The sequence below is a fragment of the Ensifer sp. Root558 genome, assembly GCF_001427045.1.
Taxonomy (GTDB): domain Bacteria; phylum Pseudomonadota; class Alphaproteobacteria; order Rhizobiales; family Rhizobiaceae; genus Ensifer; species Ensifer adhaerens.
Genome location: NZ_LMGC01000001.1, coordinates 179,945 through 205,160 on the forward strand (window position 1 = coordinate 179,945; position 25,216 = coordinate 205,160).

Consider the following 25,216-nt stretch of genomic DNA (forward strand, 5'->3'; position numbering starts at 1 on the left):
CGATGATCCCGGTCACTTCCTTCAAGGGCAGGAAAGTCGCTCTCTGCGGTCTCGGCGGTTCGGGCCTTGCGACCGCGCAGGCGCTCGTCGCCGGTGGTGCCCAGGTTACCGCATGGGACGACAACCCGGATAGCGTCGCCAAGGCTTCGGCCGCAGGCGTGCCGACGGCGGACCTGCGCACCGTCGACTGGGCGGCCTTTGCCGCCTTCGTGCTTTCGCCCGGCGTGCCGCTTACGCATCCCAAGCCGCACTGGACTGTGGATCTTGCCCATGCGGCTGGTGTCGAGATCATCGGCGACGTCGAACTTTTCGTGCGCGAACGCCGGGCGCATGCGCCCGATTGCCCCTTCATCGCGATAACCGGCACCAACGGCAAATCGACGACGACGGCGCTGATCGCACATATCCTCAAGGAAAGCGGCCGAGACACGCAGCTCGGTGGCAATATCGGCACCGCGGTGCTGACGCTTGATCCTCCGAAGGCCGGGCGCTTCTACGTGGTCGAGTGCTCGTCCTACCAGATCGATCTGGCGCCGACGCTGAACCCGACGGCAGGCATTCTGCTCAACCTGACACCCGATCATCTCGATCGCCACGGCACGATGCAGCATTACGCCGACATCAAGGAACGGCTGGTCGCCGGTAGCGGCACGGCAATCGTCGGTGTCGACGACAGTTTCTCGGCGCTGATCGCCGATCGGGTCGAGCGCGCCGGCACCAGGACCGTGCGGATCTCCCGTCGCCATGTGCTGGCAAGCGGCCTCTATGCCGAGGGCTCGCGCATCCTGAAGGCTGAAGGTGGCACTTCCGGCCTGTTCGTCGATCTCGACGGCATCCAGACGCTGCGCGGCGGTCACAACGCCCAGAACGCAGCCGCGGCCATCGCGGCCTGCCTTGCGGTCGGCGTCAGCGCGGCGGAAATCCACGCCGGCCTGAAGAGCTTCCCCGGTCTCAAGCACCGCATGCAGCCGGTCGGCCGCAAGGGTACGGTGGTCTTCGTCAACGACAGCAAGGCGACCAATGCGGATGCGGCGGCGCCGGCGCTTTCGAGCTATGACCGCATCTACTGGATCGCCGGCGGTCTGCCGAAGGAAGGGGGCATCACGACGCTTGCACCCTTCTTCCCGAAGATCGCCAAGGCCTATCTGATCGGCGAGGCCGCACCGGCTTTCGCCGCGACGCTTGGCGAAGCGGTTCCCTATGAGATCTCGGGCACGCTGGAGCAGGCGGTAGCGCATGCCGCGGCCGATGCCGGCAGGGACGAGACGGGCGGCTCGGCGGTGATGCTCTCACCGGCTTGCGCAAGCTTCGACCAGTATAAGAACTTCGAGGTACGCGGTGATGCCTTCGTCGGCCATGTGCGCGCGATCGAAGGCGTGACGATGCTGATTTGATCCCTCGGCCGGCGCGCATGCGTGCCGGTCGATGCGGAAGGTGGTGCGGGATTTCGGACGTGGGCGCGATGGGCGCCGGAGAAGGGGACTGACAAGATGGTAAGCCGAGCCGAACGTGGCCCCGTGGCCGACTGGTTCTGGACGATCGACAGGTTCTTTCTGGCGACCTTCATCCTGTTGATGGGCGTCGGCTTCATGCTGTCCTTTGCGGCGAGCCCCGCGGTTGCCGAGCGCATCGGCCTCGACAGCTTCCACTTCGTCCGGCGTCACGCACTCTTCCTTCTGCCGTCGCTGGTGGTGATGGTGGGGATTTCCTTCCTCTCGCCGCGCCAGGTCCGGCGCGCGGCGATTCTGCTTCTTGCCGGTTCGCTCGGCATGATGGTGCTGGTGCTCTTCATCGGCGAAGAGGTGAAGGGCTCGATGCGCTGGATTTCGCTCGGTGGGATTTCGATCCAGCCGTCGGAGTTCATGAAACCGGCCTTCGTCGTCGTCTGTGCCTGGCTGTTTTCCGAACATGCGCGCCAGCCGGAAATCCCCGGTAATCTCTTTGCCATCCTGCTCTTCGGCATCGTCGCGGCCCTGCTTGTCGCCCAGCCCGACCTCGGCCAGACGATCCTGACCACCGCCGTCTGGGGCGGCATGTTCTTCATGGCCGGCATGCCCTGGCTCTGGATCATCCTGCTTGGCGGTGCGGCCCTCGGCGGCTTCTTCGTCGCCTATACGTTGCTGCCGCACGTGGCCGCGCGTATCGACAAGTTCCTGACGGGCGAAGGCGACACCTTCCAGATGGATACCGCCCGCGAGGCGATCATCCGCGGCGACTGGTTCGGCCGGGGCCCGGGCGAAGGCATCGTCAAGCGCATCATCCCGGACAGCCATACCGACTTCGTCTTTTCCGTTGCCGCCGAGGAATTCGGCATCGTCTTCTGCATGGTCATCGTGCTGATCTTCGCCTTCCTGGTGATGCGCGGCCTCAACCATGCCTTCCGCGAACGCAACGACTTCAACCGGTTCGCCGTTGCCGGCCTGGTGCTTCAGATCGGCATCCAGTCGATGATCAACATCGGCGTGAACCTCGAACTGCTTCCGGCCAAGGGCATGACCCTGCCGCTGATCTCCTATGGTGGCTCGTCCATGGTGGCGATCTGCGTCACTGCCGGCTTCATCCTGGCCTTGACCCGTCACCGCCCGGAGAAGCGCGCCGTGGAGCGCAGCCTGTTTCGGTCCGGCATTGGCGTGCCGGCGGAGTAAAATATGACTAAAGGCATCATCCTGCTTGCCGCCGGCGGTACCGGCGGCCATCTCTTTCCGGCAGAAGCGCTGGCCCACGAGCTGAAGGCCATGGGCTATTCGGTGCATCTGGTCACCGATAGCCGCGCCGAACGTTATGCCGGCAAGTTCCCGGCCGACGAGGTTCATGTCGTGCCTTCGGCGACAATCGGCTCGAAGAACCCGGTCAGCGTCGTCAAATCGCTCTGGACGCTGTGGAGCGGCATGCGCGCGGCGAGAAAGCTGATTGCCCGGCTGAAGCCCAAGGCCGTCGTCGGCTTCGGTGGCTACCCGACCGTGCCGCCGCTCTTGGCGGCAACCGGCATGGGTGTGCCGTCGATCATCCACGAGCAGAACGCCGTCATGGGCCGCGCCAACAAGGCGCTGGCCTCGCGCGTCAAGGCGATCGCCGGTGGCTTTCTTCCGGAGGGCACGGGCGCCTTTGCCGCGAAAACCGTGACGACGGGCAACCCCGTTCGCCCGGCGGTGCTAGCCGCCGCCAACACGCCCTATGTGTCGGCTGTCGGCGACGCGCCATTCCATCTCGTCGTCTTCGGCGGCAGCCAGGGCGCACAGTATTTTTCCAAGGCAGTACCGCAGGCGATCTGCCGTCTGGACGACGAGGTTCGCCAGCGATTCAAGGTCACGCAGCAGGCCCGGCCGGAAGACAGGGACGGCGTGATCGCCACCTATGAGAAGCTCGGTGTGCCCGCCGAGGTCTCGCCGTTCTTCACCGATATGGCCGAGCGCATCGCCGGCGCTCAGCTCGTCATTTGCCGCTCCGGCGCCTCGACGGTATCGGAGCTTGCGGTCATCGGCCGGCCGGCGATCCTCGTGCCCTATCCCTATGCGCTCGATCACGACCAGGCGGCCAATGCAGCCGCCCTTGCCGCCAAGGGTGGCGCACGCGTGATCGCGCAGGCCGAACTCACCGCCGACCGTCTCGCCGGCATCCTCAATGATGCGATCGCCAAGCCGCAATCGCTCGCGGAGATGGCGGCAAATGCCCGGGAAACCGGCAAGCCGGACGCAGCAAGCTTGCTTGCATCCCTCGTAGAGGCTATTGCCAGCGGTTTGACAGTCGAGAAATTCAGGGAAACACGCTCATGAAAATGCCGAAAACCATCGGGCTGGTCCATTTCATCGGTATCGGCGGCATCGGCATGAGCGGCATCGCCGAGGTGCTGCACAATCTCGGACACAAGGTCCAGGGTTCCGACCAGTCCGACAGTGCCAATGTGCAGCGCCTGCGCGCCAAGGGCATCGAGGTCTTCGTCGGCCACAAGGCGGAAAACCTCGGCGAAGCAGAGGTGATCGTCGTTTCGACCGCGATCAAGAAGGACAATCCGGAACTGATCGCCGCGCGCGAGAAGTTCCTTCCCGTCGTGCGCCGCGCCGAGATGCTGGCCGAGCTCATGCGCTTCCGCAATGCGATCGCGATCGGCGGCACGCATGGCAAGACGACCACGACCTCGATGGTCGCAGCGCTGCTCGAGGTCGGCGGGCTCGACCCGACCGTCATCAACGGCGGCATCATCAATGCCTATGGCACCAACGCCCGAATGGGCGAGGGCGAGTGGATGGTGGTTGAGGCCGACGAATCCGACGGCACCTTCCTGAAGCTGCCGGCTGACGTTGCAATCGTCACCAATATAGACCCGGAACATCTCGACCACTACGGCAATTTCGATGCCGTGCGCGCCGCGTTCCGCCAGTTCGTCGAGAACGTGCCCTTCTACGGTTTCGGCGTGCTCTGCCTCGACCATCCGGAAGTGCAGACCATGGTCGGCAAGATCGAGGACCGCAAGGTCGTGACCTACGGCGAGAACCCGCAGGCCGACGTGCGCTTCCACAACATCCGCATGGACGGCGCCACCTCCGTCTTCGACATCGAGATCCGCCGCCGGCGCACCGGCCAGGTGATCCCGATGAAGGACCTTCGCCTGCCGATGCCCGGCCGCCACAACGTGTCCAATGCGACCGCGGCGATCGCCGTTGCGCAGCGCCTCGGCGTCAGCCCGGAAGCGATCGCCAAGGGGCTTGCCTCCTTCAGCGGCGTCAAGCGCCGCTTCACGCTGACCGGCGAGACGAACGGCGTGCGCGTCTATGACGACTACGGCCACCATCCGGTCGAGATCAAGGCGGTGCTGCGCGCCGCGCGCGAGGCCTGCCGGGGCCGAATCATCGCCGTGCACCAGCCGCACCGCTACTCGCGCCTTTCGAGCCTGTTTGAAGATTTTTCGGCCTGCTTCAACGATGCCGACACGATCCTGATCGCGCCTGTCTATGCGGCCGGCGAAGACCTCATTCCGGGCGCAACGGCCGAGGAACTGGTCGATCGCATCAAGGCGGGTGGCCATCGCGACGCCCGTTACGTCTCCGGTCCGGAGGCAATCGCGCCGGTTGTCAGCAAGATTGCACAGCCCGGCGATTTTGTGGTTCTCTTGGGGGCTGGCAGCATCACCTACTGGGCGGCTGCCCTGCCTAAGGAACTCGCGGATATTTCAGGAAATTGAGCATGAAACAGGTCAACGGTCAGAAACTACTGGAATCGCTCGGAAGTGGCGTCAGCGCTGTGCGCGGCCGTATCACGCCGGATGCGCCGATGGATCGTGTCACCTGGTTCCGCGCCGGCGGTCTTGCCGAGCTGATGTTCCAGCCGCACGACACCGACGATCTCATCACCTTCCTGAAGCTGGTCCCGGCTGAAGTGCCGGTCATGGTTGTCGGCGTCGGCTCGAACCTGCTGGTGCGCGACGGCGGCATTCCCGGCGTCGTCATCCGGCTGTCGGCCAAGGGTTTTGGCGATCTGGAACTGGTCGGCGAAAACCGCATCAAGGCCGGCGCGATCTGCCCGGACAAGAACATCGCGGCCATGGCGCTCGATCACGGCATTGGCGGCTTCTACTTCTACTACGGCATTCCCGGCTCGCTCGGCGGCGCGCTGCGCATGAACGCCGGCGCCAATGGTGCCGAGACCCGCGAGCGGGTCGTCGAGGTGCACGCGGTCGACCGTCAGGGCAACCAGCATGTGCTGTCGAATGCCGACATGGGCTATGCCTACCGCCATTCGGCGGCGGCGAAGGACCTCATCTTCACCCACGCGGTGTTCGAAGGCTACGCCGAGGACAAGAACAAGATCCGCACCGACATGGATGCCGTGCGCCAGCATCGCGAAACGGTGCAGCCGATCCGCGAAAAGACCGGTGGCTCGACCTTCAAGAACCCGGAGGGCCACTCGGCCTGGAAGCTGATCGACGAGGCCGGCTGCCGCGGCATGATGATCGGTAGCGCGCAGATGTCGCCGCTGCACTGCAACTTCATGATCAACACCGGCCAGGCGACCGGCTACGAGCTCGAATATCTCGGCGAAACCGTGCGCCAGCGCGTGCTCGAACATTCCGGCGTCCGGCTCGAATGGGAGATCAAGCGCATCGGCAACTTCATGCCGGGCTACGAGATCAAGGAGTTCCTCGGCCGCGGCATCGCGTAAGGCTCGGTTGCGAGACGTAATCTGAAAGGCCGTGGCGGAAGCGCTGCGGCCTCTTGTTTTTCCGGCGGGCGGCAAGCGGCTGCCAGCGCCTTTGCAGAATGCCGGGGTCCCTACTCAATCACGGTCGAGGAGAAAGCTCGAGTGCGTTGCTTGCAAAGACTGTCGTATGCGAGGTTGCTCGCCGTTTCATCCCTATTGGCCAATCTTGCGTTCTTTGCGCCCGTCAAAGCTATGGATGAGGTGCGTCTGCAAGCTGCCGTCGCCTCGCTCGGTGACGGTGCTGACGCCCAGCGTCTCGAAGCCAGGGTTGCCGATCTCGTAAAATCAGGCGACCAGATCGAGCTTGCAAAGCTGGCCGAACAGATCCGGATGAAAGACGGCGATTTCCTCGACATGCTGGCAAAGTTCTATGAGCAGCCGGAGCAAGCGAACGCGACGCCCGGTTGGCAGCAGATCGCACTCTCAATGGGGCCATGCCACTACGCCAACGCTGCCATCCGCATCGTCGCGATGAAGATCGCGAACGGCACTCACCCAGCCATCCGAAACGGCGTTGTCATGATCGACGGCACGGAGGTCGACAATATTTTCGCGGAATCGATGCATCGCTGCGAGTTGATTGCGCGTCTTCCCAAGTCCACGCGGCAGGTCGGCTCTAGCTGCGCCATGACCGGCGACTGCGCCGACGATCCGGACCTCATGGAGCAGCAGTGAGTCGAGCAGCCAGCGCTTTGCTGGCGCTGGCCCGCCGCGTGCTGCGATCGTCATCGGATTGGCTTCGGAGGCTTCGCGAACAGAGGGCGCCAAACGAAAGGGCCGCAGCGTTGCCGCTGCGGCCCTTCTTGGTTGTGATCGGCCGCGCTAGGCGGGGCCAGTCGTGATCAGGCCGAAACCTCGTCTTCCGTCGACAGCACCAGGCACAGAAGCGTGATGGCGGCGGCGGCCAGCAGGTAGTAGCCGACGTAATCGAGGCTGTAGTTGGTGGCGAGCCAGGTGGCGATGTACGGCGCCAGCGACGCGCCGAAGATGCCGGCGAGGTTGAAGGTCATGGACGCGCCGGTGTAGCGCACCGAGGTCGGGAAGGGGGCTGCCAGCGCTGCGCCGATCGGGCCGTAGGTGAGGCCCATGAGGCCGAGGCCGATGATCGAGAACAGGAAGGCGCCGCCAAGGCCGCCGGCAAGAAGCGGGGCCATGAACAGGCCGAAGACGCCGATGCCGATGGTGGTGATGATCAAGATCATGCGACGGCCGTAGCGGTCCGAGAGGATACCGGCAACCGGGATCATCAGGCCGAAGAAGACGACGCCGGTCATCTGCACGACCAGGAACTGCTCACGCGAATAGCCGAGCTTCGCCGTGCCCCAGGAGAGCGAGAAGACGGTCATCAGGTAGAACAGCACGAAGGTCGCAAGCGCCACGAAAGTGCCGAGCACCAGGCTGCGCTTGTGGAAACGGAAGATCTCGGCGATCGGCACCTGCACGCGCTCGTGCTTGTCGACGGCCTTCTGGAACTCTGGCGTTTCGGTGATCTTCAGGCGGACATAAAGGCCGACGGCGACGAGCAGGATGCTGGCGATGAACGGCACGCGCCAGCCCCAGGCGAGGAAGGCTTCGTTGCTCATCACTTCGCCGAGGATCAGGAAGGTGCCGGCCGACAGGATGAAGCCGATCGGCGCGCCGAGCTGCGGGAACATGGCGTACCAGCTGCGCTTGCCCTCAGGCGCATTCTCGGTGGCAAGCAGCACTGCGCCGCCCCATTCGCCGCCAAGGCCGAGACCCTGGCCGAAACGGCAAAGCGCGAGCAGCAGCGGAGCTGCGACGCCGATCGTGGCATAGGTCGGCAGAAGGCCGATGACGACCGTGGAGATGCCCATGGTCATCAGCGCCGCCACCAGCGTCGCCTTGCGGCCGACCTTGTCGCCGAAGTGGCCGAAGATCACGGCGCCGAAGGGGCGGGCGAAAAAAGCGATCGAGAAGGTCGCGAAGGATTGCAGCATTGCCGAGGTCGGGTCCGAGCCCGGGAAGAACAGGTGCGGGAACACCAAAACGGCGGCGGTGGCGTAAACGTAGAAGTCGAAGAATTCGATGGTCGTGCCGACGAGGCTTGCGAACAGCACCCGGGCAGGGGAGTTCACTGCCGCGTGCTTTGACGCATTGTCCTTCGGCGACAGGGAGGTTGTCGCGTCTGTCATTATCATTGTTCCTATGGATGTAAGACCGTCTTGGGAGGCGGGTGCGGGCGTCTTAACGCAAGTTTCGACATGACGAAACCCTGATATCGTAAGAAGTGCGAACGATATCGGCGTCATGCGCATCATTATTCTGTCGGCGCTCCGCCCTGGGGCCGCGGCGCGGGACGGCCTTTTCGCTTGCGCCTCAACTGCTTTGCCGTAGGCAGATTTTCACGTTTTGCGGGAGCTTTGTTTGGCGGGACAACCCGGATTGACGAGAATCAAATTGTGGCAAACTCTCGACGGCGAAGCGATCGGCTTCGTTTTTCAGGAGCGAATGCATGTTCAAAAGGCTTTCTGCGGAATTTCTCGGTACATTCTGGCTCGTTTTCGGCGGTTGCGGCAGCGCCGTGCTGGCGGCTGCCCTTCCTGAGGTCGGTATTGGTTATCTCGGCGTCTCCTTTGCTTTTGGCCTGACGGTGCTGACCATGGCCTATGCGGTCGGCGGCATTTCCGGCGGGCATTTCAATCCGGCCGTCTCGGTGGGGTTGCTGGTTGCCGGCAAGTTCCCGGCGCACAAACTTGTCGGCTATGTCATCGCCCAGGTGCTGGGTGCCATCGCCGCGGCGGCGGTTATCTATCTGATCGCCAGCGGCAAGGGGGATTTCCAGCTCGGTGGCTTCGCTGCCAACGGTTACGGCGCGCATTCGCCGGGCGGCTACTCGCTGACGGCGGCGCTGGTTGCCGAGGTGGTGCTAACCGCCTTCTTCCTGTTCATCATTCTCGGCTCCACCCATGGCCGAGTGCCCGCGGGCTTTGCGCCGATCGCCATCGGCCTGGCGCTGACACTGATCCATCTGGTCTCGATCCCGGTGACGAACACGTCGGTCAATCCGGCCCGCTCGACGGGGCAGGCGCTCTTCGTCGGCGATTGGGCGGTCGCGCAATTGTGGCTGTTCTGGGTGGCGCCGATCGTCGGCGCGGCGATCGCCGGCATCGTCTGGAAGATTGTCGGTGATGACGACTGATCCAATTCGGATGCCGTCAGGCATAGACCCGCCGCCCTGGCTGCGGCGGGTTTTTTCATTTTTTCTTCTGTTTATGCATTAGATTCAAGATTACTCCGCAACCCTTTGATCTCTCGCTAAAATGCCTTGTTCCACATGCGCTTGCGCCTGCAGGCGGCGTTTCATTTCCTGACCGGGGTTAACGAAAGTAAACGGTTCGTTAACCTTAATGACGTTCTAGTGACCCCAATGGCGCAGCTGACTCGCGAGGGCGGGAGCCAGCCAGACGCAAGGAAACCTTGCGATAGTGGCGTATTGTCTGGGGGTTTGAATGAACGGCAAGCATGTGGCTGTCCTGATGGGCGGATTTTCTTCGGAGCGACCGGTTAGCCTGTCGTCCGGGGCTGCCTGTGCGGATGCCCTGGAGGCTGCCGGCTATCGCGTCACCCGGATCGACGTCGATCGCAATGTCGCAGAGACGCTGGCCGCGCTGCGACCCGACGTTGCCTTCAACGCCCTTCATGGACCGTTCGGCGAGGACGGCACGATCCAGGGCATCCTCGAATATCTTGAGATCCCCTACACCCATTCCGGCGTACTGGCCTCGGCGCTCGCCATGGACAAGGCGCAGGCCAAGCACGTTGCGGCTGCTTCGGGCATTCCAGTTGCCGATGCGCAGGTCATGGATCGCCATGCCTTTGGTCCGAAGCACCCGATGAAGCCGCCATACGTGGTCAAGCCGGTTTCCGAAGGCTCCAGCTTCGGTGTCGTCATCGTCAAGGAAGATCAGTCGCATCCGCCGCAGGTGGTGACATCGAGCGAATGGCGTTACGGCGACCGAATCATGGTCGAGCGTTATGTCGCCGGCCGAGAACTGACCTGTGGTGTCATGGGCGACAAGGCGCTCGGCGTCACCGAAATCATCCCGCAGGGCCATGCCTTCTACGATTATGATTCCAAATATGTAAAAGGTGGTTCGCGTCACGTCATTCCGGCACAGATTTCACCAAATATTTACCAAAAAATACAAACACTCGCTCTGAAGGCGCATCAGGCAATCGGTTGCCGGGGCGTCAGCCGATCCGACTTTCGTTTCGATGACAGTTCCTCCGCCGAGGGCGAGCTGATCTGGCTGGAGATCAACACCCAGCCCGGCATGACACCGACCTCCCTGGTGCCCGAGATGGCCGCGCATGCCGGCTACAGCTTCGGTGAGTTTTTGAGTTGGATGGTGGAGGACGCGTCGTGTTTGCGTTGAGGGGCAAAAGGGGCAAGAGGGTTCGTCACCTCGATGGCGCCGCCGCCGTCGATGTGGATGGCGCGCGCGTACTGCCGCGTCCGCTTCGTCGCGTCGTGCGCTTCTTCGTCAGCCTCGGCGCTGGCCGCATCCGCTTTCCCGCCTATACCGGCACGCTGTCGGCGATCGCCTTTTTCGCCGCCACCGGCTTTTACGGCATGTCGCTCGGCGGCCATACGCAGAATTTCGCGCAGGCCTCGACCACGGCCGCAGGCTTCGCGATCGAAGACGTCAAGGTTTCCGGCAACGACCAGACCTCGGAAATCGACATTCTCCAGCAGCTCGGCCTCGACGGCACGACGTCGCTGGTGGCGCTCGATATCGCCGAGGCACGCAAGCTGATTGCGGAAATGCCCTGGGTGCAGGGCGTCACCGTTCGCAAGATCTATCCCGGCACGATCGAGGTTAGCCTCACCGAGCGCAAGGCCTTCGGCATCTGGCAGCACGGTTCGGATCTTTCGCTGATCGAGCGCAGCGGCAGCGTGATCGCGCCCTTGCGCGACAACAAGTTTGCCGCTCTGCCGCTCTTCGTCGGCCGTGACGCCGAAACGGCGGCTGCCGATTTCTACGACGAGTTTTCCCGCTGGCCGGAGATCCGCTCGCGCGTGAAGGCCTTCGTGCGCGTGGCCGGCCGCCGCTGGGACCTGCGCCTCGACAACAGCATCGTCGTCAAGCTGCCGGAGCACGACGTCGCCCGGGCGATGAAGGTGCTCTCCGACATGGAAAGCCAGCACCAGCTCCTCGATCGCGATATCGCTGCCGTGGATCTGAGGCTCGAAGACAGAACAACAGTTCAGTTGACGCCGGACGCAGTGACCCGGCGCGAAGTTGCCTTGAAGGCGAGGGACAAGATGCTGAAGGCGCAGGAGACCGAAAAGAAGAAAGAAGGCCGCATATGAGTCTATTCGGTTCCTCCAGCTTTGGCCTGCCGCGCCTGAAGCCGCTTTCCTCGAAGCGGTCTCATGTCGTCTCGGTGCTGGATATCGGTTCGACCAAGGTGGTCTGCATGATCGGCCGGCTGACGCCGCGCGCCGAAAGCCAGATCCTGCCCAACCGTACGCATAGCGTCGAAATCATCGGCATCGGCCACCAGAAGTCCCGCGGCGTCAAGAACGGCGTCGTCGCCGACCTCGATGCGGTCGAGAGCGTCGTACGGCTCGCCGTGGATGCGGCCGAGCGCATGGCCGGCCTCACCATAGACAGCCTGATTGTCAACGTTTCGGCCGGCCGGCTGCAGAGCGACGTCTATACGGCGACGATCGATCTCGGCGGCCAGGAAGTCGACGCCAATGATCTGCGCAAGGTTCTCTCCGCCGCCGGCCAGCAGTCGCTGCGCTCCGACCGCGCCATCCTGCACTCGCTGCCGACGGGCTTCTCGCTCGACGGCGAGCGCGGCATCCGCGATCCGCTCGCCATGTTCGGCGACGTTCTCGGCGTCGACATGCATGTGCTGACGGCCGAACGGGCAGCGCTCAAGAACCTCGAACTCTGCGTCAACCGCGCCCACCTTTCGGTCGAGGGCATGGTGGCGACCCCCTATGCCAGCGGTCTTGCCGCTCTCGTCGACGACGAGGTCGAGCTCGGCTGTGCGGCGATCGACATGGGTGGCGGCACGACGACGATCTCGGTCTTTGCCGAAGGCAAGCTGGTTCACGCTGACGCTGTCAGCCTCGGCGGCCATCACGTGACGACGGATCTGGCGCGTGGTCTTTCGACCCGCATCGAGGATGCCGAACGGCTGAAGGTCGTGCACGGGTCGGCTCTGCCCAACAGCGCCGACGAACGCGACATCGTATCGGTTCCGCCGATCGGCGAGGACGACCGCGATCAGCCGACGCATGTGCCGCGCGCACTTGTGTCGCGCATCGTGCGCGCCCGCATCGAAGAGACGCTGGAACTCATCCGCGATCGCATCCAGCGCTCGGGCTTCAGCCCGATCGTCGGCAAGCGAATCGTTCTGACGGGCGGCGCCAGCCAGCTGACCGGCCTGCCGGAAGCGGCTCGCCGCATCCTCGCCCGCAATGTTCGCATTGGCCGTCCGCTCGGAGTTTCCGGGCTGCCGGCCGCTGCCAAGGGCCCGGCCTTCTCCACGGCGGTCGGCCTGATGATCTATCCGCAGGTCGCCGACCTCGAGACCCATGCCTCCCACGGCGGCATGTTCTCGGCGCTCGGCGCCGGCAACGGCCGCATCGCCCGCATGGGCCAGTGGCTGAAAGAGAGCTTTTGAGTGACGGCCGGCTCCGACAGGGACGGGGCCGGGTGAAGACAAACTAGGACTTTGAAAGATTTGGCCGGCTCGGCAAGGCGGCCAGAAACCAGAAGGAACGGGACTATGACTATCAACTTGCAGAAGCCGGATATCACGGAGCTGAAGCCCCGCATCACCGTCTTTGGTGTAGGTGGCGGCGGCGGCAATGCTGTCAACAACATGATCACCGCAGGCCTCCAGGGCGTCGATTTCGTCGTCGCCAACACGGATGCCCAGGCACTGACCATGACCAAGGCCGAGCGCATCATCCAGATGGGCGTTGCCGTCACCGAAGGTCTCGGCGCCGGTTCGCAGCCGGAAGTCGGCCGTGCGGCCGCCGAAGAGTGCATCGATGAGATCATCGATCACCTCAACGGCACCCACATGTGCTTCGTCACCGCCGGCATGGGTGGCGGCACCGGCACCGGTGCAGCCCCGATCGTCGCGCAGGCCGCCCGCAACAAGGGCATCCTGACGGTCGGCGTCGTCACCAAGCCGTTCCATTTCGAAGGCGCGCGCCGCATGCGGCTCGCCGACCAGGGCATCGCCGAACTGCAGAAGTCGGTCGACACCCTGATCGTCATCCCGAACCAGAACCTCTTCCGCATCGCCAACGACCGCACGACCTTTGCGGACGCGTTTGCTATGGCCGACCAGGTTCTCTATTCGGGCGTTGCCTGCATCACCGACCTCATGGTCAAGGAAGGCCTCATCAACCTCGACTTCGCCGACGTCCGCTCGGTGATGCGCGAAATGGGCCGCGCCATGATGGGCACCGGCGAAGCTTCGGGCGAAGGCCGCGCACTGGCCGCCGCCGAAGCCGCGATCGCCAACCCGCTGCTCGACGAAACCTCGATGAAGGGCGCCCAAGGCCTCCTGATCTCGATCACCGGCGGCCGCGACCTCACCCTGTTCGAACTCGACGAAGCGGCTACCCGTATTCGCGAAGAAGTCGACCCGGATGCCAACATCATCCTCGGCGCGACGTTCGACGAAGACCTCGAAGGCCTCATCCGCGTCTCGGTCGTTGCCACCGGCATCGACCGCACGGCCGCGGAGGTGGCGGGTCGTTCCGCCGACTTTCGTCCGGTAGCAGCAAAGCCGGTCGTCCGCCCGTCCGCCGCCGTTCCGGCCCAGCAGCCGCAGCCGGTTGCCCAGCACCAGCCGGCCCCGGTTCACCAGCCGGTGATGCAGCAGCCGGTCGCACAGCCGGTTCAGCAGCCGATGCAGCAGCAGGCAACCGCCGACCAGATCGCAGCCGCCATCCGCGAAGCCGAAATGGAGCGCGAGCTCGACATCGCGACCCGGGCTGCCCAGGTGCAGGCCCAGGCCCCGGTTCAGCAGCCGATGCACGACGACAACTTTCGTCCCCAGAGCAAGCTTTTCGCCGGTGCTGCACCGGTAGAGGCCGCTCCGGTCATGCGCCAGCCGCAGCCGCAGATGCAGCCGGTTCAGCCCCAGCCGCAGCCGATCATGCGCCAGGAGCCCGTCGCTCCGGTCATGCGCCAGCAGCCGGAACAGGTTCGCATGCCGAAGGTCGAAGACTTTCCGCCGGTCGTAAAGGCAGAGATGGACCGCCGCGCACAGCCGGCTGCCCCGATGCAGGAAGAGCGCGGCCCGATGGGTCTGCTCAACCGCATCACCAGCTCGCTCGGCCTGCGTGACCGCGAACAGACCCCGGCAGCCGCCGACATGACGGCTTCCGCCCCGACCGCTGCTTCCCAGCAGCGCCGGCCGCTCTCGCCGGAAGCGAGCCTCTATGCGCCGCGCCGCGGCCAGCTTGACGATCACGGTCGCGCTTCGCCGCAGGCGCGCCCGCAAGAAGATGATCAGCTCGAAATCCCGGCGTTCCTGCGCCGTCAATCGAACTGATTGGAAGGCTCGTTCCTTCACCTTGCCGAATGCCCGGGCAACTGCCCGGGCATTTTTGCATTTTGTTCATTATTTCAGGTGTTTGATTCGATGTTACGGACCGTCGCAAATGCGTAACAAAGCGAAACGAACAGTGATTTGGAATGGTGCCTCCAAACTCCTATTTTCAGACTCGGAATTGGGGACGCATGCGATTCGATCAAGCGCTGTCTGTTCGAAACGCAGAGGACCGGTCGTTGAGCCGGGACTCTCGGGCATCTTTCTTGTGCCCTGAAGATCGTTGCGTCCACCAGCAGGTTTTGGCCATTGGCCACAGGTATTGAAAGTGACGAGAATGGGAATCGAATTGCTCGGGTTTCAGACGACGATTGCAAGCCCGGTAACGCTCAAGGGAATTGGCGTTCATTCCGGTGCGGAAGTGTCGATCACCTTCCATCCGGCCGAAGCCGATGCGGGCATCGTTTTCCAGCGCGTTCTCTCCAACGGCCGGGTCAGCGAATACAAGGCGGTTTCCTCGCAGGTCGGCAACACCGATCTCTGCACCGTTCTCGGCATGTCGCCGGCGACTTCGATCGCCACGATCGAGCATGTGATGGCGGCGATCTACGCGCTCGGCCTCGACAACCTCACGGTCGAAGTGCACGGCGCCGAAATGCCGATCATGGACGGCAGCTCCGAACCCTTCATCGACGCGATCGAGCAGGTGGGCGTTCGCGCCCTTGCGGTCAAGCGTCGCTACATCCGCATCGTCAAGCCGGTGCGCATCGAATCGGGTGCCTCCTGGTCGGAGTTCACGCCCTATGACGGCATGCGCTTCGAGGTCGAGATCGATTTCGATTGCCCGCTGATCGGCCGCCAGGCCTGGAAGGGCGACATGACGCCTTCGGTCTTCAAGCGCGAGCTGTCGCGTGCCCGCACCTTCGGCTTCATGCGCGATGTCGAACGCCTCTGGGCTGCTGGTTTTGCGCTCGGCTCCTCGCTCGAAAACTCCGTCGTCATTTCCGACGACAACACGGTGATCAACGTCGAGGGCCTGCGCTACACCGACGAATTCGTGCGCCACAAGACGCTCGATGCGGTTGGCGACCTCTCGCTCGCCGGCGCGCCGTTCATCGGCTGCTACCGCTCGTACCGCGGCGGCCACAAGATGAACGCCAACGCGCTGAAGGCACTTCTCAGCGACCCGACGGCCTACGAAGTCGTCGAAACGGCAACCCCGCGCCAGCGTACCCGCGCGCGCGATATGGTTGCAGTGGCAGCTCCGGGCTTCGCGCCCTGGTCCGCATAACAAGAAAAGTCATCATCTCCTCCAGTCGCCGGCCGAAAGGCCGGCATTTTCATGATAGAGCTGCCACAAATTTGCATGAATCACCGATCATGACGTTGCGGTCTCAAGGTAACTTGCTCTAAAAGCGCATGTCTGGCGGGGTCCATGCCCGCAGAATGGAACGGGAATATCCGATGGTTCTTGCAGTTTCTGTGGATTTGAAAAAGTCAGCGCGCGTCGCCGCCGTCATTGTCGCGGCCGTTGCCGGCAGCGCCCTGATTACCGCCTGCCAGAACGATCCCGATATCGACATCACCAAGCTGACGGCCGAAACCGATCCGCCGGAAGTGCTCTACAATCAGGGCCTCGCCAACCTCAATGCCGGCAAGACGACGGAGGCGGCGCGCAAGTTCGAAGCGCTCGACCGCCAGCATCCGTTCTCGGAATATGCCCGCAAGGCGCTGGTCATGAACGCCTTTGTTTCTTACCGTAACGGTCAGTACCAGGAGGCGATCAACGCCACCGGCCGCTACCTCAATCTTTATCCGCAGTCGGAAGACGCGGCCTATGCGCAGTACATCCAGGGTCTCGCCTATACCAAGCAGATCCCGGCGGTGACGCAGGACCAGAAGCCGGCCTTCAAGGCGATCGAAGCCATGCAGGCGGTCGTAGACCGCTACCCGGACTCCGAATATGTCGACGACGCCAAGTCGAAGATCCGCTTTGCCCGCGACCAGCTGGCCGGCAAGGAGATGCAGGTCGGCCGCTACTATCTCGAGCGTAAGGAATACCTTGCCGCCGTGTCGCGTTTCCGCGTCGTCGTCGAGCAGTATCCGAACACCAACCAGGTTGAAGAAGCGCTGGCGCGCCTGACGGAAGCCTATTTCGCGATGGGCGTGACCCAGGAGGCGCAAACCGCTGCCGCCGTTCTCGGTCACAACTACCCGGACAGCCAGTGGTACAACGATAGCTTCAAGCTGCTGCAGTCGGGTGGCCTTGAGCCGCGTGAAAGCGGCAACTCCTGGATTTCGCGCGCCGCCAAGAAACTCGTCGGCGCCTGATATCTATCGGCGCCCTTCAAGGAAGATATAACCCCGGATGCTTGCCCAGCTTTCGATCCGCGATATCGTCCTGATTGAACGGCTCGATCTCAATTTCGACGCCGGGCTCTCGGTGCTGACCGGTGAAACCGGGGCCGGCAAGTCCATCCTTCTCGACAGCCTGTCGCTCGCCCTTGGCGGGCGCGGCGATGGCTCGCTCGTTCGCCACGGTTCCGACAAGGGGCAGGTGACGGCGGTCTTCGACGTGCCGATGGGGCATTCGGCGCGGCTGATGCTCAGGGAAAACGGCATCGACGACGACGGCGACCTGATCTTTCGTCGCGTGCAGTCGGCCGACGGCCGCACCAAGGCCTATGTCAACGACCAGCCGATCAGCGTCCAGCTGATGCGCCAGCTTGGCCAGATGCTGGTCGAAATTCACGGACAGCACGACGACCGCGCGCTCGTCGATATCGACGCGCACCGCACGCTTCTCGACGCCTTCGGTGGCACCGCCGAAGAAGCGGCGCATGTGAGCGAACTCTATCGCGCCTGGAAGGATGCCGAGCGCGGCCTGAAGAAGCACCGCGAGCGGGTCGAGGCGGCCGCGCGCGAGGCGGACTACCTTCGGTCTTCGGTCGAAGAACTGGAGAAGCTCAGCCCCCGCGACGGCGAAGAGGACGAGCTTGCCGAGAACCGGGCGCGGATGATGAAGGCCGAGCGCATCGCCGGCGACATCAACGAGGCCTCGGAGTTCCTGAACGGCAACGCTTCGCCGGTTCCGCTGATCGCCTCACTCGTGCGCCGTCTCGAGCGCAAGAGCCAGGAGGCGCCGGGCCTGCTCGAAGAAACGGTCGAGTTGCTCGACGGTGCGCTCAACCAGCTTTCGGACGCGCAGATGTCGGTCGAGCGGGCGTTGCGCAACACGGAGTTCGATCCGAAGGAACTGGAGCGGGTGGAGGAGCGGCTGTTCGCGCTGCGCGCCGCCAGCCGCAAATATTCGGTTCCGGTCACGGAACTGCCGGCACTCGCCGTTCGCATGATTTCCGATCTCGCCGATCTCGATGCCGGCGAGGAAAAGTTGAAGCAGCTCGATGCACAAGTCGGCGTGGCGCGGGTGGCGTTCGACGCTTCGGCGCGCTCGCTCTCCGAAAAGCGTCGCCATACCGCGACCGCGCTTTCCGACGCTGTCATGGCCGAACTGCCGGCGTTGAAGCTCGAGCGGGCACGCTTCATGGTCGAGGTGCAAAGCGATCCGTCGCTGCCGACGGTCGACGGTATCGACCTCGTCGAGTTCCACGTCCAGACCAACCCCGGCACGCGGCCGGGCCCGATCATGAAGGTGGCTTCCGGCGGCGAACTTTCGCGCTTCCTGCTGGCGCTGAAGGTGGCGCTTGCCGATCGCGGCTCGGCGCCGACGCTCGTCTTTGATGAAATCGACACCGGTGTCGGCGGTGCGGTGGCCGATGCTATCGGCCAGCGGCTGAAGCGGCTCTCGGCAACGGTGCAGGTGCTCTCCGTCACCCACGCGCCGCAGGTCGCGGCCCGTGCGGCAACGCATCTTCTGATCTCCAAGGGTCCTTCGACCGAGAAGGCCGAGATGATTTCCACCCGTGTCGCCCGCATGGACGACAAGGCGCGCACCGAGGAAATCGCCCGCATGCTTGCCGGCGCCTCGATCACCGAAGAGGCGAGGGCGGCTGCCGCTCGCTTGCTTTCCGGCAACGGCTAGATCATCCTGGCGCCAAGTGGAAGCATTGGCGGCTGAAGGATGCGATGTCCTCAGAATGTTCATCTGAACCTACGGTCTTGGGCTTCCTAAGCCTTTTGGTTGAATTGTTGCGCCGCTGCACCCGTGTTCTATTTCCTCTGCGGTTGGGGCACTTCGGGCATGTGGGAGAAACTTGAGCATAGACTGGAGATCCGGTTTGCGCAGATGCGTGCGCATCCGGAACTGATCCTGCTCATCGCGCTCGCCTATGCCGGCCTTATCCTGACGATAAAGGAAGCGAACCAGGAACTGGGTGGCTTCGGGGTGTTCGCGTGCATTGCGATCGCCGTGACTGCAGCAACTCTTGTCGCAAGGCTGCGACACGCCTCGCAGGTCGGGCTGGCGGAGGAGGAGGCCGATCCTCAGCCGCCGAACGCGGACGAAGTCACGCCATTGGCGCTTGTGGCGCCCTGTGCGCACGGGGACCGTTCCTATCTTGTCCGCGTCCCGGCGCCGACGGCGGTTGCCTATGAGGTGGTCCGCAAGGCACAGGATGTGTTTCGCAGCGGCGCGATCGATCCCGAAGAGGATATGAGGGCGTTCCATTCCGACCCCTACAGCCTGATCTGCCTGCAGGACCTCGACGGCAACATCTTCGGCTTCATCGACTACTACGCCTTCGAGAAGAACCACTTCAAGCTGTTCCTGCAGGGGCATTATGCCTTCGGCAACCTGCTGGCGAGCGGGCTGCTTGCCCATCCGCAGGCGCGAAAGGCGAAGGTCGTCTATCTCGCGACCATCCTCAATATGAGCTTCCTGCTCGATTCCATGCGCGCCGAGCGCCGCAGGCAGAACGGCATTCTCGTCTGGGCGACGGTTTCGGCGATCCTCGAACACCACACGTTCCCGCCCGACGGCATCGACATCTACAGCATCGGCTGGGACAAGGGCGGGGCCGCGATCCTGAAGATGTTCGGTCTGCAGCCGGTGAGCCGGGTGATGCGTGGCCAGGCGGAAGGCAAATGGATCTACTGCAAGCGTGGTGTCCAGAAAAAGGATCTCGAGGCCATCCGCTGCCGTTATCAGAGGCGCTATGAACGCTGGTGCGAACTGGATGTCAGGCCGCTTGTCGGGCTCGCGCCGGGGGCCGTCAATGCCATTGGCGCGTGAGCCGACGGCGCCGGACGGTCTTTTCTTTCCCATCAGTTGCTCTACAAAACGACTTCGAATCCGGAGTCGTCGCGCATGTCCCAAGAATTGAAACCCGTCGAGAATCTCAATGAAACGGAAGCGGCCGAAGAGCTTGCCTTTCTCGCGGCCGAGCTTGCGCGCCATGACGCGCTTTATCATGGCCAGGACGCGCCGGAGATTTCGGATGCGGACTATGACGCGCTGAAGCGGCGCAACGACGCGATCGAGCAGCGCTTTCCGGTACTCATCCGCGACGACAGCCCCTCGAAGAAGGTGGGTGCTGCACCCTCCGTCACCTTCCAGCCGGTCGTGCACGCCCGGCCGATGCTGTCGCTTGACAACACGTTTTCCGACGAGGACGCGCGCGATTTCGTCGCCTCGGTCTATCGTTTCCTCGGCCAATTGCCGGACAACTCCATCGCCTTTACCGCCGAGCCGAAGATCGACGGGCTCTCCATGTCGCTGCGCTATGAGAACCGCCGGCTGGTGACGGCCGCGACCCGCGGCGACGGCACGACTGGCGAAAACGTCACCGCCAATATCCGCACCATCGGCATGATCCCGCAGACGCTGCCGGCAGGTGCGCCCGATGTCGTCGAGGTGCGCGGCGAAATCTATATGGCGAAATCGGACTTTGCCGCGCTCAACGCCGAGATGGCGGCGCTCGGCAAGCCGCTCTATGTCAACCCGCGCAACACCGCTTCGGGCTCGCTGCGCCAGCTCGACGCCAAGGTGACGGSGAGCCGCAAGCTGCGTTTCTTTGCCTATGCCTGGGGCGAGATCTCGGAAATGCCCGCCGACACGCAGATGGGCATGGTCGAGGTGTTCAAGAGCTGGGGCTTCCCGGTTAACCCGCTGATGCAGCGGCTCTCCTCGGCCGACGCGCTGCTGGAGCATTACCACCACATCGAGCGCGAACGGCCGGATCTCGACTACGATATCGACGGCGTCGTCTACAAGGTCGACCGGCTCGACCTGCAGGCCCGCCTCGGCTTCCGTTCGCGCTCGCCGCGCTGGGCAACCGCGCACAAGTTTCCTGCCGAGCAGGCCTTCACCCGGCTGACGGCGATCGACATCCAGGTCGGCCGTACCGGCGCGCTGACGCCGGTGGCACGCCTTGAGCCGATCACGGTCGGTGGCGTCGTCGTCACCAACGCGACGCTGCACAACGAGGATTACATCAAGGGTCTCGGTAATTCGGGCGAGGCGATCCGCGAGGGCCGCGACATCCGCATCGGCGACATGGTGATCGTCCAGCGCGCCGGCGACGTCATTCCACAGATCGTCGACGTGGTCATGGACGAGCGCAAGGCGGGGAGCGAGCCCTATCGCTTCCCGACCACATGCCCGGTCTGCGGCAGCCATGCGGTGCGCGACATCAACGAGAAGACCGGCAAAGTAGATGCGGTGCGCCGCTGCACCGGCGGTTTCGTCTGCCGCGCGCAGGCCGTCGAGCACCTGAAGCACTTCGTCTCGCGCAACGCCTACGACATCGAGGGCCTCGGTTCGAAGCAGATCGAGTTCTTCTTCGAAAGCGAAGACCCGACGCTGATGATCCGCACGGCGCCGGATATCTTCACGCTGGAGAAACGCCAGGAGGCGTCGCTCACCAAGCTCGAAAACATCGACGGCTTCGGCCGCGTCAGCGTGCGCAAGCTTTACGACGCCATCAATACGCGCCGTTCGATCGCGCTGCAGCGTTTCATCTATGCGCTCGGCATTCGCCATGTGGGCGAGACGACGGCAAAGCTGCTGGCGCGTTCCTATGGCACCTACGAGCACTTCGGCGAGGCGATGCGCGACGCGTCGACGTTTACGGGCGACGCCTGGAATGAACTCAACAGCATCGACGGCATCGGCGAGGTGGTCGCCCGTGCCATCGTCGAGTTCTACAAGGAGCCGCGCAACCTCGAAGTCGTCACCCGGCTGTTGTTGGAGGTGACGCCGGAGGCAGCGGAAGCACCGGTTGCCTCAAACAGCCCGGTCGCCGGCAAGACTGTCGTCTTCACCGGTTCGCTCGAAAAGATGACGCGCGATGAAGCCAAGGCCAAGGCCGAGAGCCTCGGCGCCAAGGTGGCAGGTTCCGTGTCGAAGAAGACCGACATCGTCGTTGCCGGACCGGGTGCCGGCTCCAAGCTCGACAAGGCCCGCGAACTCGGCGTCGCGACCATGGACGAGGACGAGTGGCTGGCGCTGATCGGCGGGTAATCCCCGCCGGTTGCATGCAATCGGCAGAGCGTCGTTACGCCTGCCTGCTGTCGTACTCTTCGGAGGCGGCTTTCAGGGCGGCAATATCGTCGGCGCAGATGAAACGGCGCAATGCGTCGAACTTTGACCGTTCCCACTGGTAGATGCCGAGCGCAATCAGCGTCTCGACATCGGTCGCGGGGAAACGCTGGCGCACGGGGCGGGCAGGGTTCCCCGCAACGATGGTGTAGGGCGCAACGTCCTTCGTCACGATGGCACCCGACGCGATGACGGCGCCTTCGCCGAGCGTCACACCCGGCATGATCATGGCGCGCATGCCGATCCAGGCGCCGTCGCCGATGACGGTGTCGCCCTTGCCGACATAGGCTTCGCCGATCACATCGAGGAAGGGATAGAGGCTCACCCAATCGGTGCGATGGGTGTGGTTGCCGCCCATGAGGATCACCGCCTCGGCGCCAATCGCGACATAGTCGCCGATCAGCAGTTGATCGATTGGCCATTGCGGTTCCCAGGCCCTGAGGCTGTATTCGTCGCCATAGAGGTAGCGAACGACACTTTCCTCGAAGGATCCGGTCCAGGCGTTGCTGTAGTAGCTGTTGCTGCCGCGCACGTGAATGTTCGGGTTGCGCACTGTCTCATGCAAGAGCTCGACCTTGGACCAATGCTTGGCTTCGACCTTCGTGGACATGGGGTTCCTCATTCTCAATGCTTGCAAGCGAAGCTGCGCGTCGCTCGCCATTCGTATCCCGTCCCAACTATCGGATTCACCGGTCGCTTTCTTCTCAAATCGGGCGCCGACCGGAAGCTTTGGCGGGCACTGCGATCACTCCATCACACAAAAACGCCCGCCGCTTTTGGCGGCAGGCGCAAAGTTCGGGGCACTGCGCGAGATCAGGAGGCCTGCTGCTGGGCGGCTTCCTGGTCCATCCACATGAATTCCCAGACGTGACCGTCGAGGTCCTGGAAGGAAATGCCGTACATGAAGCCGTAGTCGAGCGCCGGCTTCCAGGGCTTGGCGCCGCCAGCGAGCGCCTTGGCGAGCATGTCGTCGCATTCAGCGCGGCTGGACGCGGAAAGGGCGGTAATGACCTCGGTTCCTTTCCGGGCGTCGCTGATCTCGCCGGTGATGAAGTCGCGGAACTTCGGCTCGGTCAGAAGCATGACGAAAATATTGTCCGAGATCACCGTGCAGGCGGCGGTGTCGTCGGAGAACTGCTCGTTGAAGGTGAAGCCGAGGGCGGCGAAGAACGCGCGCGAGGCCTTCAGATCCTTGACCGGCAGATTTACGAAAATCATGCGCATGAAATGCTCCTTGGAATGGATTTCGTGTTTTACGGATCTGATCACTTCGTTGTTTCGGCGAAACCGCGAAGCGATCCAACTCTTTGATTGGCGCAACTCCGGACGGAAAACCGCGTCGCACTTTTCCTGGAGTTGCCCTAAGGACGAATGCCGGTCGACGATCCCGACACCGGCTCAAAGATTTTTTGAGCCGGGCTGATGTGGGGTGCAACTACAGGTCTTCAAGCGGAGCGAGACCTGCTTCGATGCTGCAAATAGGATCGACGGTGCTAGCGGCTGCGAGCGGCCCCAAGGGCGCGCGCCGCTGCTCGATGTTATTGTCACTTCACGGTGCACACGCCGTTGGCGCCGCCCTTGCCGGTGTAGGACACGCTCGGCGAGCCGTCGGGATTGATGCTGAGCGAGATGGTGACGCCGGCGCCGTGCGCTTCGTAGTAGTTCTCGTTGAACACCTTGAGCTTGGCTTCCTTGCCGTTGATGTAGATCGGGCCGCCTTCGTCGGCATGGACCTCGATCTTGCCGGGGCAGGTGGCGTTGACCAGCGGGATTTTTGCTTCGGCCGCAGTGGCGAAGGCAAGCGTCGGGACGAGAACGCCGAGAAGGCGCAGGCAGGGTTTCATCTTGCTCTCCAGCGTGGGTTGCAGGTGGCATCGATCGCCAACCGTGACAGGCTGCCGGTGGAAGTCAAGCGCGGCTGAGCGTCACCAAGCTGTCATCAATCCGATTGTTTTTTTGCGCTGCACAAGATAGAGGATTGCAGCCGAATTTTATGCAAATGCCTTTTCGCGGAGCAGGGCGCGGCCATCTGCGAAGGCAGCGCGCCAGCATCCCAAAGGGCAGGGCGCCGGCGCGGATTGGAGGGTCCGGAGATGAAGACTTTCACCACCATCGCCGAGCTGCGTGCAGCGCTTGCCGAGCATAGACGCGCCGGCAAGACGGTCGGCTTCGTGCCGACCATGGGCTACCTGCATGTCGGCCATATGGAGCTGATGCGCCGGGCCCGCGAGGAAAACGACGTCGTCGTCGCCAGCATCTTCGTCAATCCGCTGCAGTTCGGCGCCAACGAGGATCTTTCCAAGTATCCGCGCGATCTCGCCCGCGACCAGGCGATGCTCGAAGCGGGCAGCGTCGACTATCTGTTTGCGCCGGGTGTTGCCGACATGTATCCGCGGCCGATGGAGACGGTCGTCGACGTGCCGACGCTTGGCAGCGAGCTCGAGGGCTCCGTGCGCCCCGGTCATTTCGCCGGTGTTGCCACCGTCGTCACCAAGCTCTTCAACATCGTTGGGCCCGATCGCGCCTATTTCGGCGAGAAGGATTTCCAGCAGCTGCAGATCATCCGCCGCATGGTGGACGATCTCGCCCAGCCGGTGACCGTGATCGGCGTGCCGACGGTGCGCGAGGCCGACGGGCTCGCCTGCTCGTCGCGCAATGTCTACCTGACGGCCGAAGAGCGGCGTGCCGCGGCGATCGTGCCGAAGGCGCTGGATGAGGCGCAGCACCTCGTTGCCTCCGGCGTCAGCGATGTCGTCGAACTCGAAAAGGCCGTGACCGAGTTTCTGGCGAGCGAGCCCTTGGCGAAGCCCGAGGTCGTAGCGGTGCGCGATCCCGAGACGCTGGAGACGATCGAAACGATCGGCGACCGGCCGGTGCTGCTTCTGCTCTTCGTCCGCTTCGGCACGACGAAGCTGCTCGACAATCGCGTGATCGCCCCGAAATCCGCATCATTTGCAAAGGTTGCCTGAC

21 protein-coding genes are annotated in these 25,216 nt (G+C 63.5%); 17 read left to right on the top strand and 4 right to left on the bottom strand.

Going from position 1 to position 25,216, the window contains the following annotated elements:
- Nucleotides 1-2: 2 nt before the first annotated feature.
- The 6 genes from murD (at nt 3) to ASD63_RS00900 (ending at nt 6,870) form a co-directional block, all read left to right on the top strand.
- Entirely contained in the window at nt 3-1,394 is a 1,392-nt protein-coding gene (gene murD, locus ASD63_RS00875) for a UDP-N-acetylmuramoyl-L-alanine--D-glutamate ligase (RefSeq protein WP_034792444.1), read from the top strand.
- 96 nt (nt 1,395-1,490) lie between these two features.
- On the top strand, nt 1,491-2,645 hold the full coding sequence (ftsW, locus tag ASD63_RS00880; RefSeq protein ID WP_034792447.1) for a putative lipid II flippase FtsW: 1,155 nt from the start codon (nt 1,491-1,493) through the stop codon (nt 2,643-2,645).
- Between the two features lie 3 nt (nt 2,646-2,648).
- Nucleotides 2,649-3,773 carry an undecaprenyldiphospho-muramoylpentapeptide beta-N-acetylglucosaminyltransferase gene (gene murG / locus ASD63_RS00885; RefSeq protein ID WP_034792449.1) on the top strand — a complete coding sequence of 375 codons (1,125 nt, stop codon included), beginning with the start codon at nt 2,649-2,651 and terminating at the stop codon, nt 3,771-3,773.
- On the top strand, nt 3,770-5,179 hold the full coding sequence (gene murC, locus ASD63_RS00890; protein ID WP_060528754.1) for a UDP-N-acetylmuramate--L-alanine ligase: 1,410 nt from the start codon (nt 3,770-3,772) through the stop codon (nt 5,177-5,179). The genes murG and murC overlap by 4 nt, the downstream gene beginning before the upstream one ends.
- Nucleotides 5,180-5,181: 2 nt before the next feature.
- Nucleotides 5,182-6,156: a UDP-N-acetylmuramate dehydrogenase gene (murB, locus tag ASD63_RS00895; protein WP_034792458.1), complete on the top strand. Its 975-nt coding sequence runs from the start codon at nt 5,182-5,184 to the stop codon at nt 6,154-6,156.
- Nucleotides 6,157-6,396: 240 nt separating this feature from the next.
- Nucleotides 6,397-6,870, top strand: coding sequence for a hypothetical protein (locus ASD63_RS00900; protein ID WP_156623604.1), 474 nt, complete (start codon nt 6,397-6,399; stop codon nt 6,868-6,870).
- A 167-nt stretch (nt 6,871-7,037) separates the two neighbouring features.
- Here the strand turns inward: ASD63_RS00900 and ASD63_RS00905 are convergent, their stop codons facing one another.
- Nucleotides 7,038-8,348, bottom strand: coding sequence for an MFS transporter (locus ASD63_RS00905; RefSeq protein WP_034792460.1), 1,311 nt, complete (start codon nt 8,346-8,348; stop codon nt 7,038-7,040).
- Nucleotides 8,349-8,668: 320 nt separating this feature from the next.
- Here ASD63_RS00905 and aqpZ point away from each other — a divergent pair, with 320 nt between their 5' ends.
- The 10 genes from aqpZ (at nt 8,669) to ligA (ending at nt 22,168) form a co-directional block, all read left to right on the top strand.
- Nucleotides 8,669-9,355, top strand: a complete 687-nt coding sequence (gene aqpZ / locus ASD63_RS00910; protein ID WP_034792491.1) for an aquaporin Z — start codon at nt 8,669-8,671, stop codon at nt 9,353-9,355.
- 310 nt (nt 9,356-9,665) lie between these two features.
- Complete coding sequence (locus tag ASD63_RS00915) at nt 9,666-10,592, top strand: D-alanine--D-alanine ligase (protein WP_034792494.1); 927 nt, start codon at nt 9,666-9,668, stop codon at nt 10,590-10,592.
- Nucleotides 10,580-11,530: a cell division protein FtsQ gene (gene ftsQ / locus ASD63_RS00920; RefSeq protein ID WP_034792496.1), complete on the top strand. Its 951-nt coding sequence runs from the start codon at nt 10,580-10,582 to the stop codon at nt 11,528-11,530. Before ASD63_RS00915 ends, ftsQ begins: the two co-directional genes overlap by 13 nt.
- Nucleotides 11,527-12,858, top strand: coding sequence for a cell division protein FtsA (gene ftsA / locus ASD63_RS00925; RefSeq protein WP_034792498.1), 1,332 nt, complete (start codon nt 11,527-11,529; stop codon nt 12,856-12,858). The genes ftsQ and ftsA overlap by 4 nt, the downstream gene beginning before the upstream one ends.
- 105 nt (nt 12,859-12,963) lie before the next feature.
- Nucleotides 12,964-14,751, top strand: coding sequence for a cell division protein FtsZ (gene ftsZ / locus ASD63_RS00930; RefSeq protein ID WP_034792500.1), 1,788 nt, complete (start codon nt 12,964-12,966; stop codon nt 14,749-14,751).
- Nucleotides 14,752-15,085: 334 nt separating this feature from the next.
- Nucleotides 15,086-16,039 (top strand): UDP-3-O-acyl-N-acetylglucosamine deacetylase, encoded by a 954-nt coding sequence (lpxC, locus tag ASD63_RS00935; RefSeq protein WP_034792502.1) that lies wholly within the window; start codon nt 15,086-15,088, stop codon nt 16,037-16,039.
- Between the two features lie 173 nt (nt 16,040-16,212).
- Nucleotides 16,213-17,079, top strand: coding sequence for an outer membrane protein assembly factor BamD (locus tag ASD63_RS00940; protein WP_034792504.1), 867 nt, complete (start codon nt 16,213-16,215; stop codon nt 17,077-17,079).
- A 37-nt stretch (nt 17,080-17,116) separates the two neighbouring features.
- The gene (recN, locus tag ASD63_RS00945; protein ID WP_034792506.1) at nt 17,117-18,790 is read left to right on the top strand and encodes a DNA repair protein RecN; all 1,674 of its coding nucleotides are present in this window, start codon (nt 17,117-17,119) and stop codon (nt 18,788-18,790) included.
- A 159-nt stretch (nt 18,791-18,949) separates the two neighbouring features.
- A complete protein-coding gene (locus ASD63_RS00950; protein WP_060643522.1) occupies nt 18,950-19,939 on the top strand; it encodes a hypothetical protein in 990 nt (329 codons plus the stop codon).
- A gap of 75 nt (nt 19,940-20,014) precedes the next feature.
- A complete protein-coding gene (gene ligA, locus ASD63_RS00955; protein WP_060528755.1) occupies nt 20,015-22,168 on the top strand; it encodes an NAD-dependent DNA ligase LigA in 2,154 nt (717 codons plus the stop codon).
- A gap of 34 nt (nt 22,169-22,202) precedes the next feature.
- Here ligA and ASD63_RS00960 read toward each other — a convergent pair whose 3' ends face one another.
- The 3 genes from ASD63_RS00960 to ASD63_RS00970 all read right to left on the bottom strand — a co-directional run bounded on the left by ASD63_RS00960 (nt 22,203) and on the right by ASD63_RS00970 (nt 24,090).
- Nucleotides 22,203-22,856, bottom strand: coding sequence for a CatB-related O-acetyltransferase (locus ASD63_RS00960; protein WP_060528756.1), 654 nt, complete (start codon nt 22,854-22,856; stop codon nt 22,203-22,205).
- A 203-nt stretch (nt 22,857-23,059) separates the two neighbouring features.
- Nucleotides 23,060-23,470 carry a VOC family protein gene (locus ASD63_RS00965; RefSeq protein ID WP_034793603.1) on the bottom strand — a complete coding sequence of 137 codons (411 nt, stop codon included), beginning with the start codon at nt 23,468-23,470 and terminating at the stop codon, nt 23,060-23,062.
- A 320-nt stretch (nt 23,471-23,790) separates the two neighbouring features.
- Complete coding sequence (locus tag ASD63_RS00970; protein WP_034792512.1) at nt 23,791-24,090, bottom strand: hypothetical protein; 300 nt, start codon at nt 24,088-24,090, stop codon at nt 23,791-23,793.
- A gap of 249 nt (nt 24,091-24,339) precedes the next feature.
- On the opposite strand from ASD63_RS00970, the gene panC reads away from it, so the two are divergent.
- Nucleotides 24,340-25,215, top strand: a complete 876-nt coding sequence (gene panC, locus ASD63_RS00975) for a pantoate--beta-alanine ligase (RefSeq protein WP_034792514.1) — start codon at nt 24,340-24,342, stop codon at nt 25,213-25,215.
- The last annotated feature ends 1 nt before the right edge of the window (nt 25,216 follow it).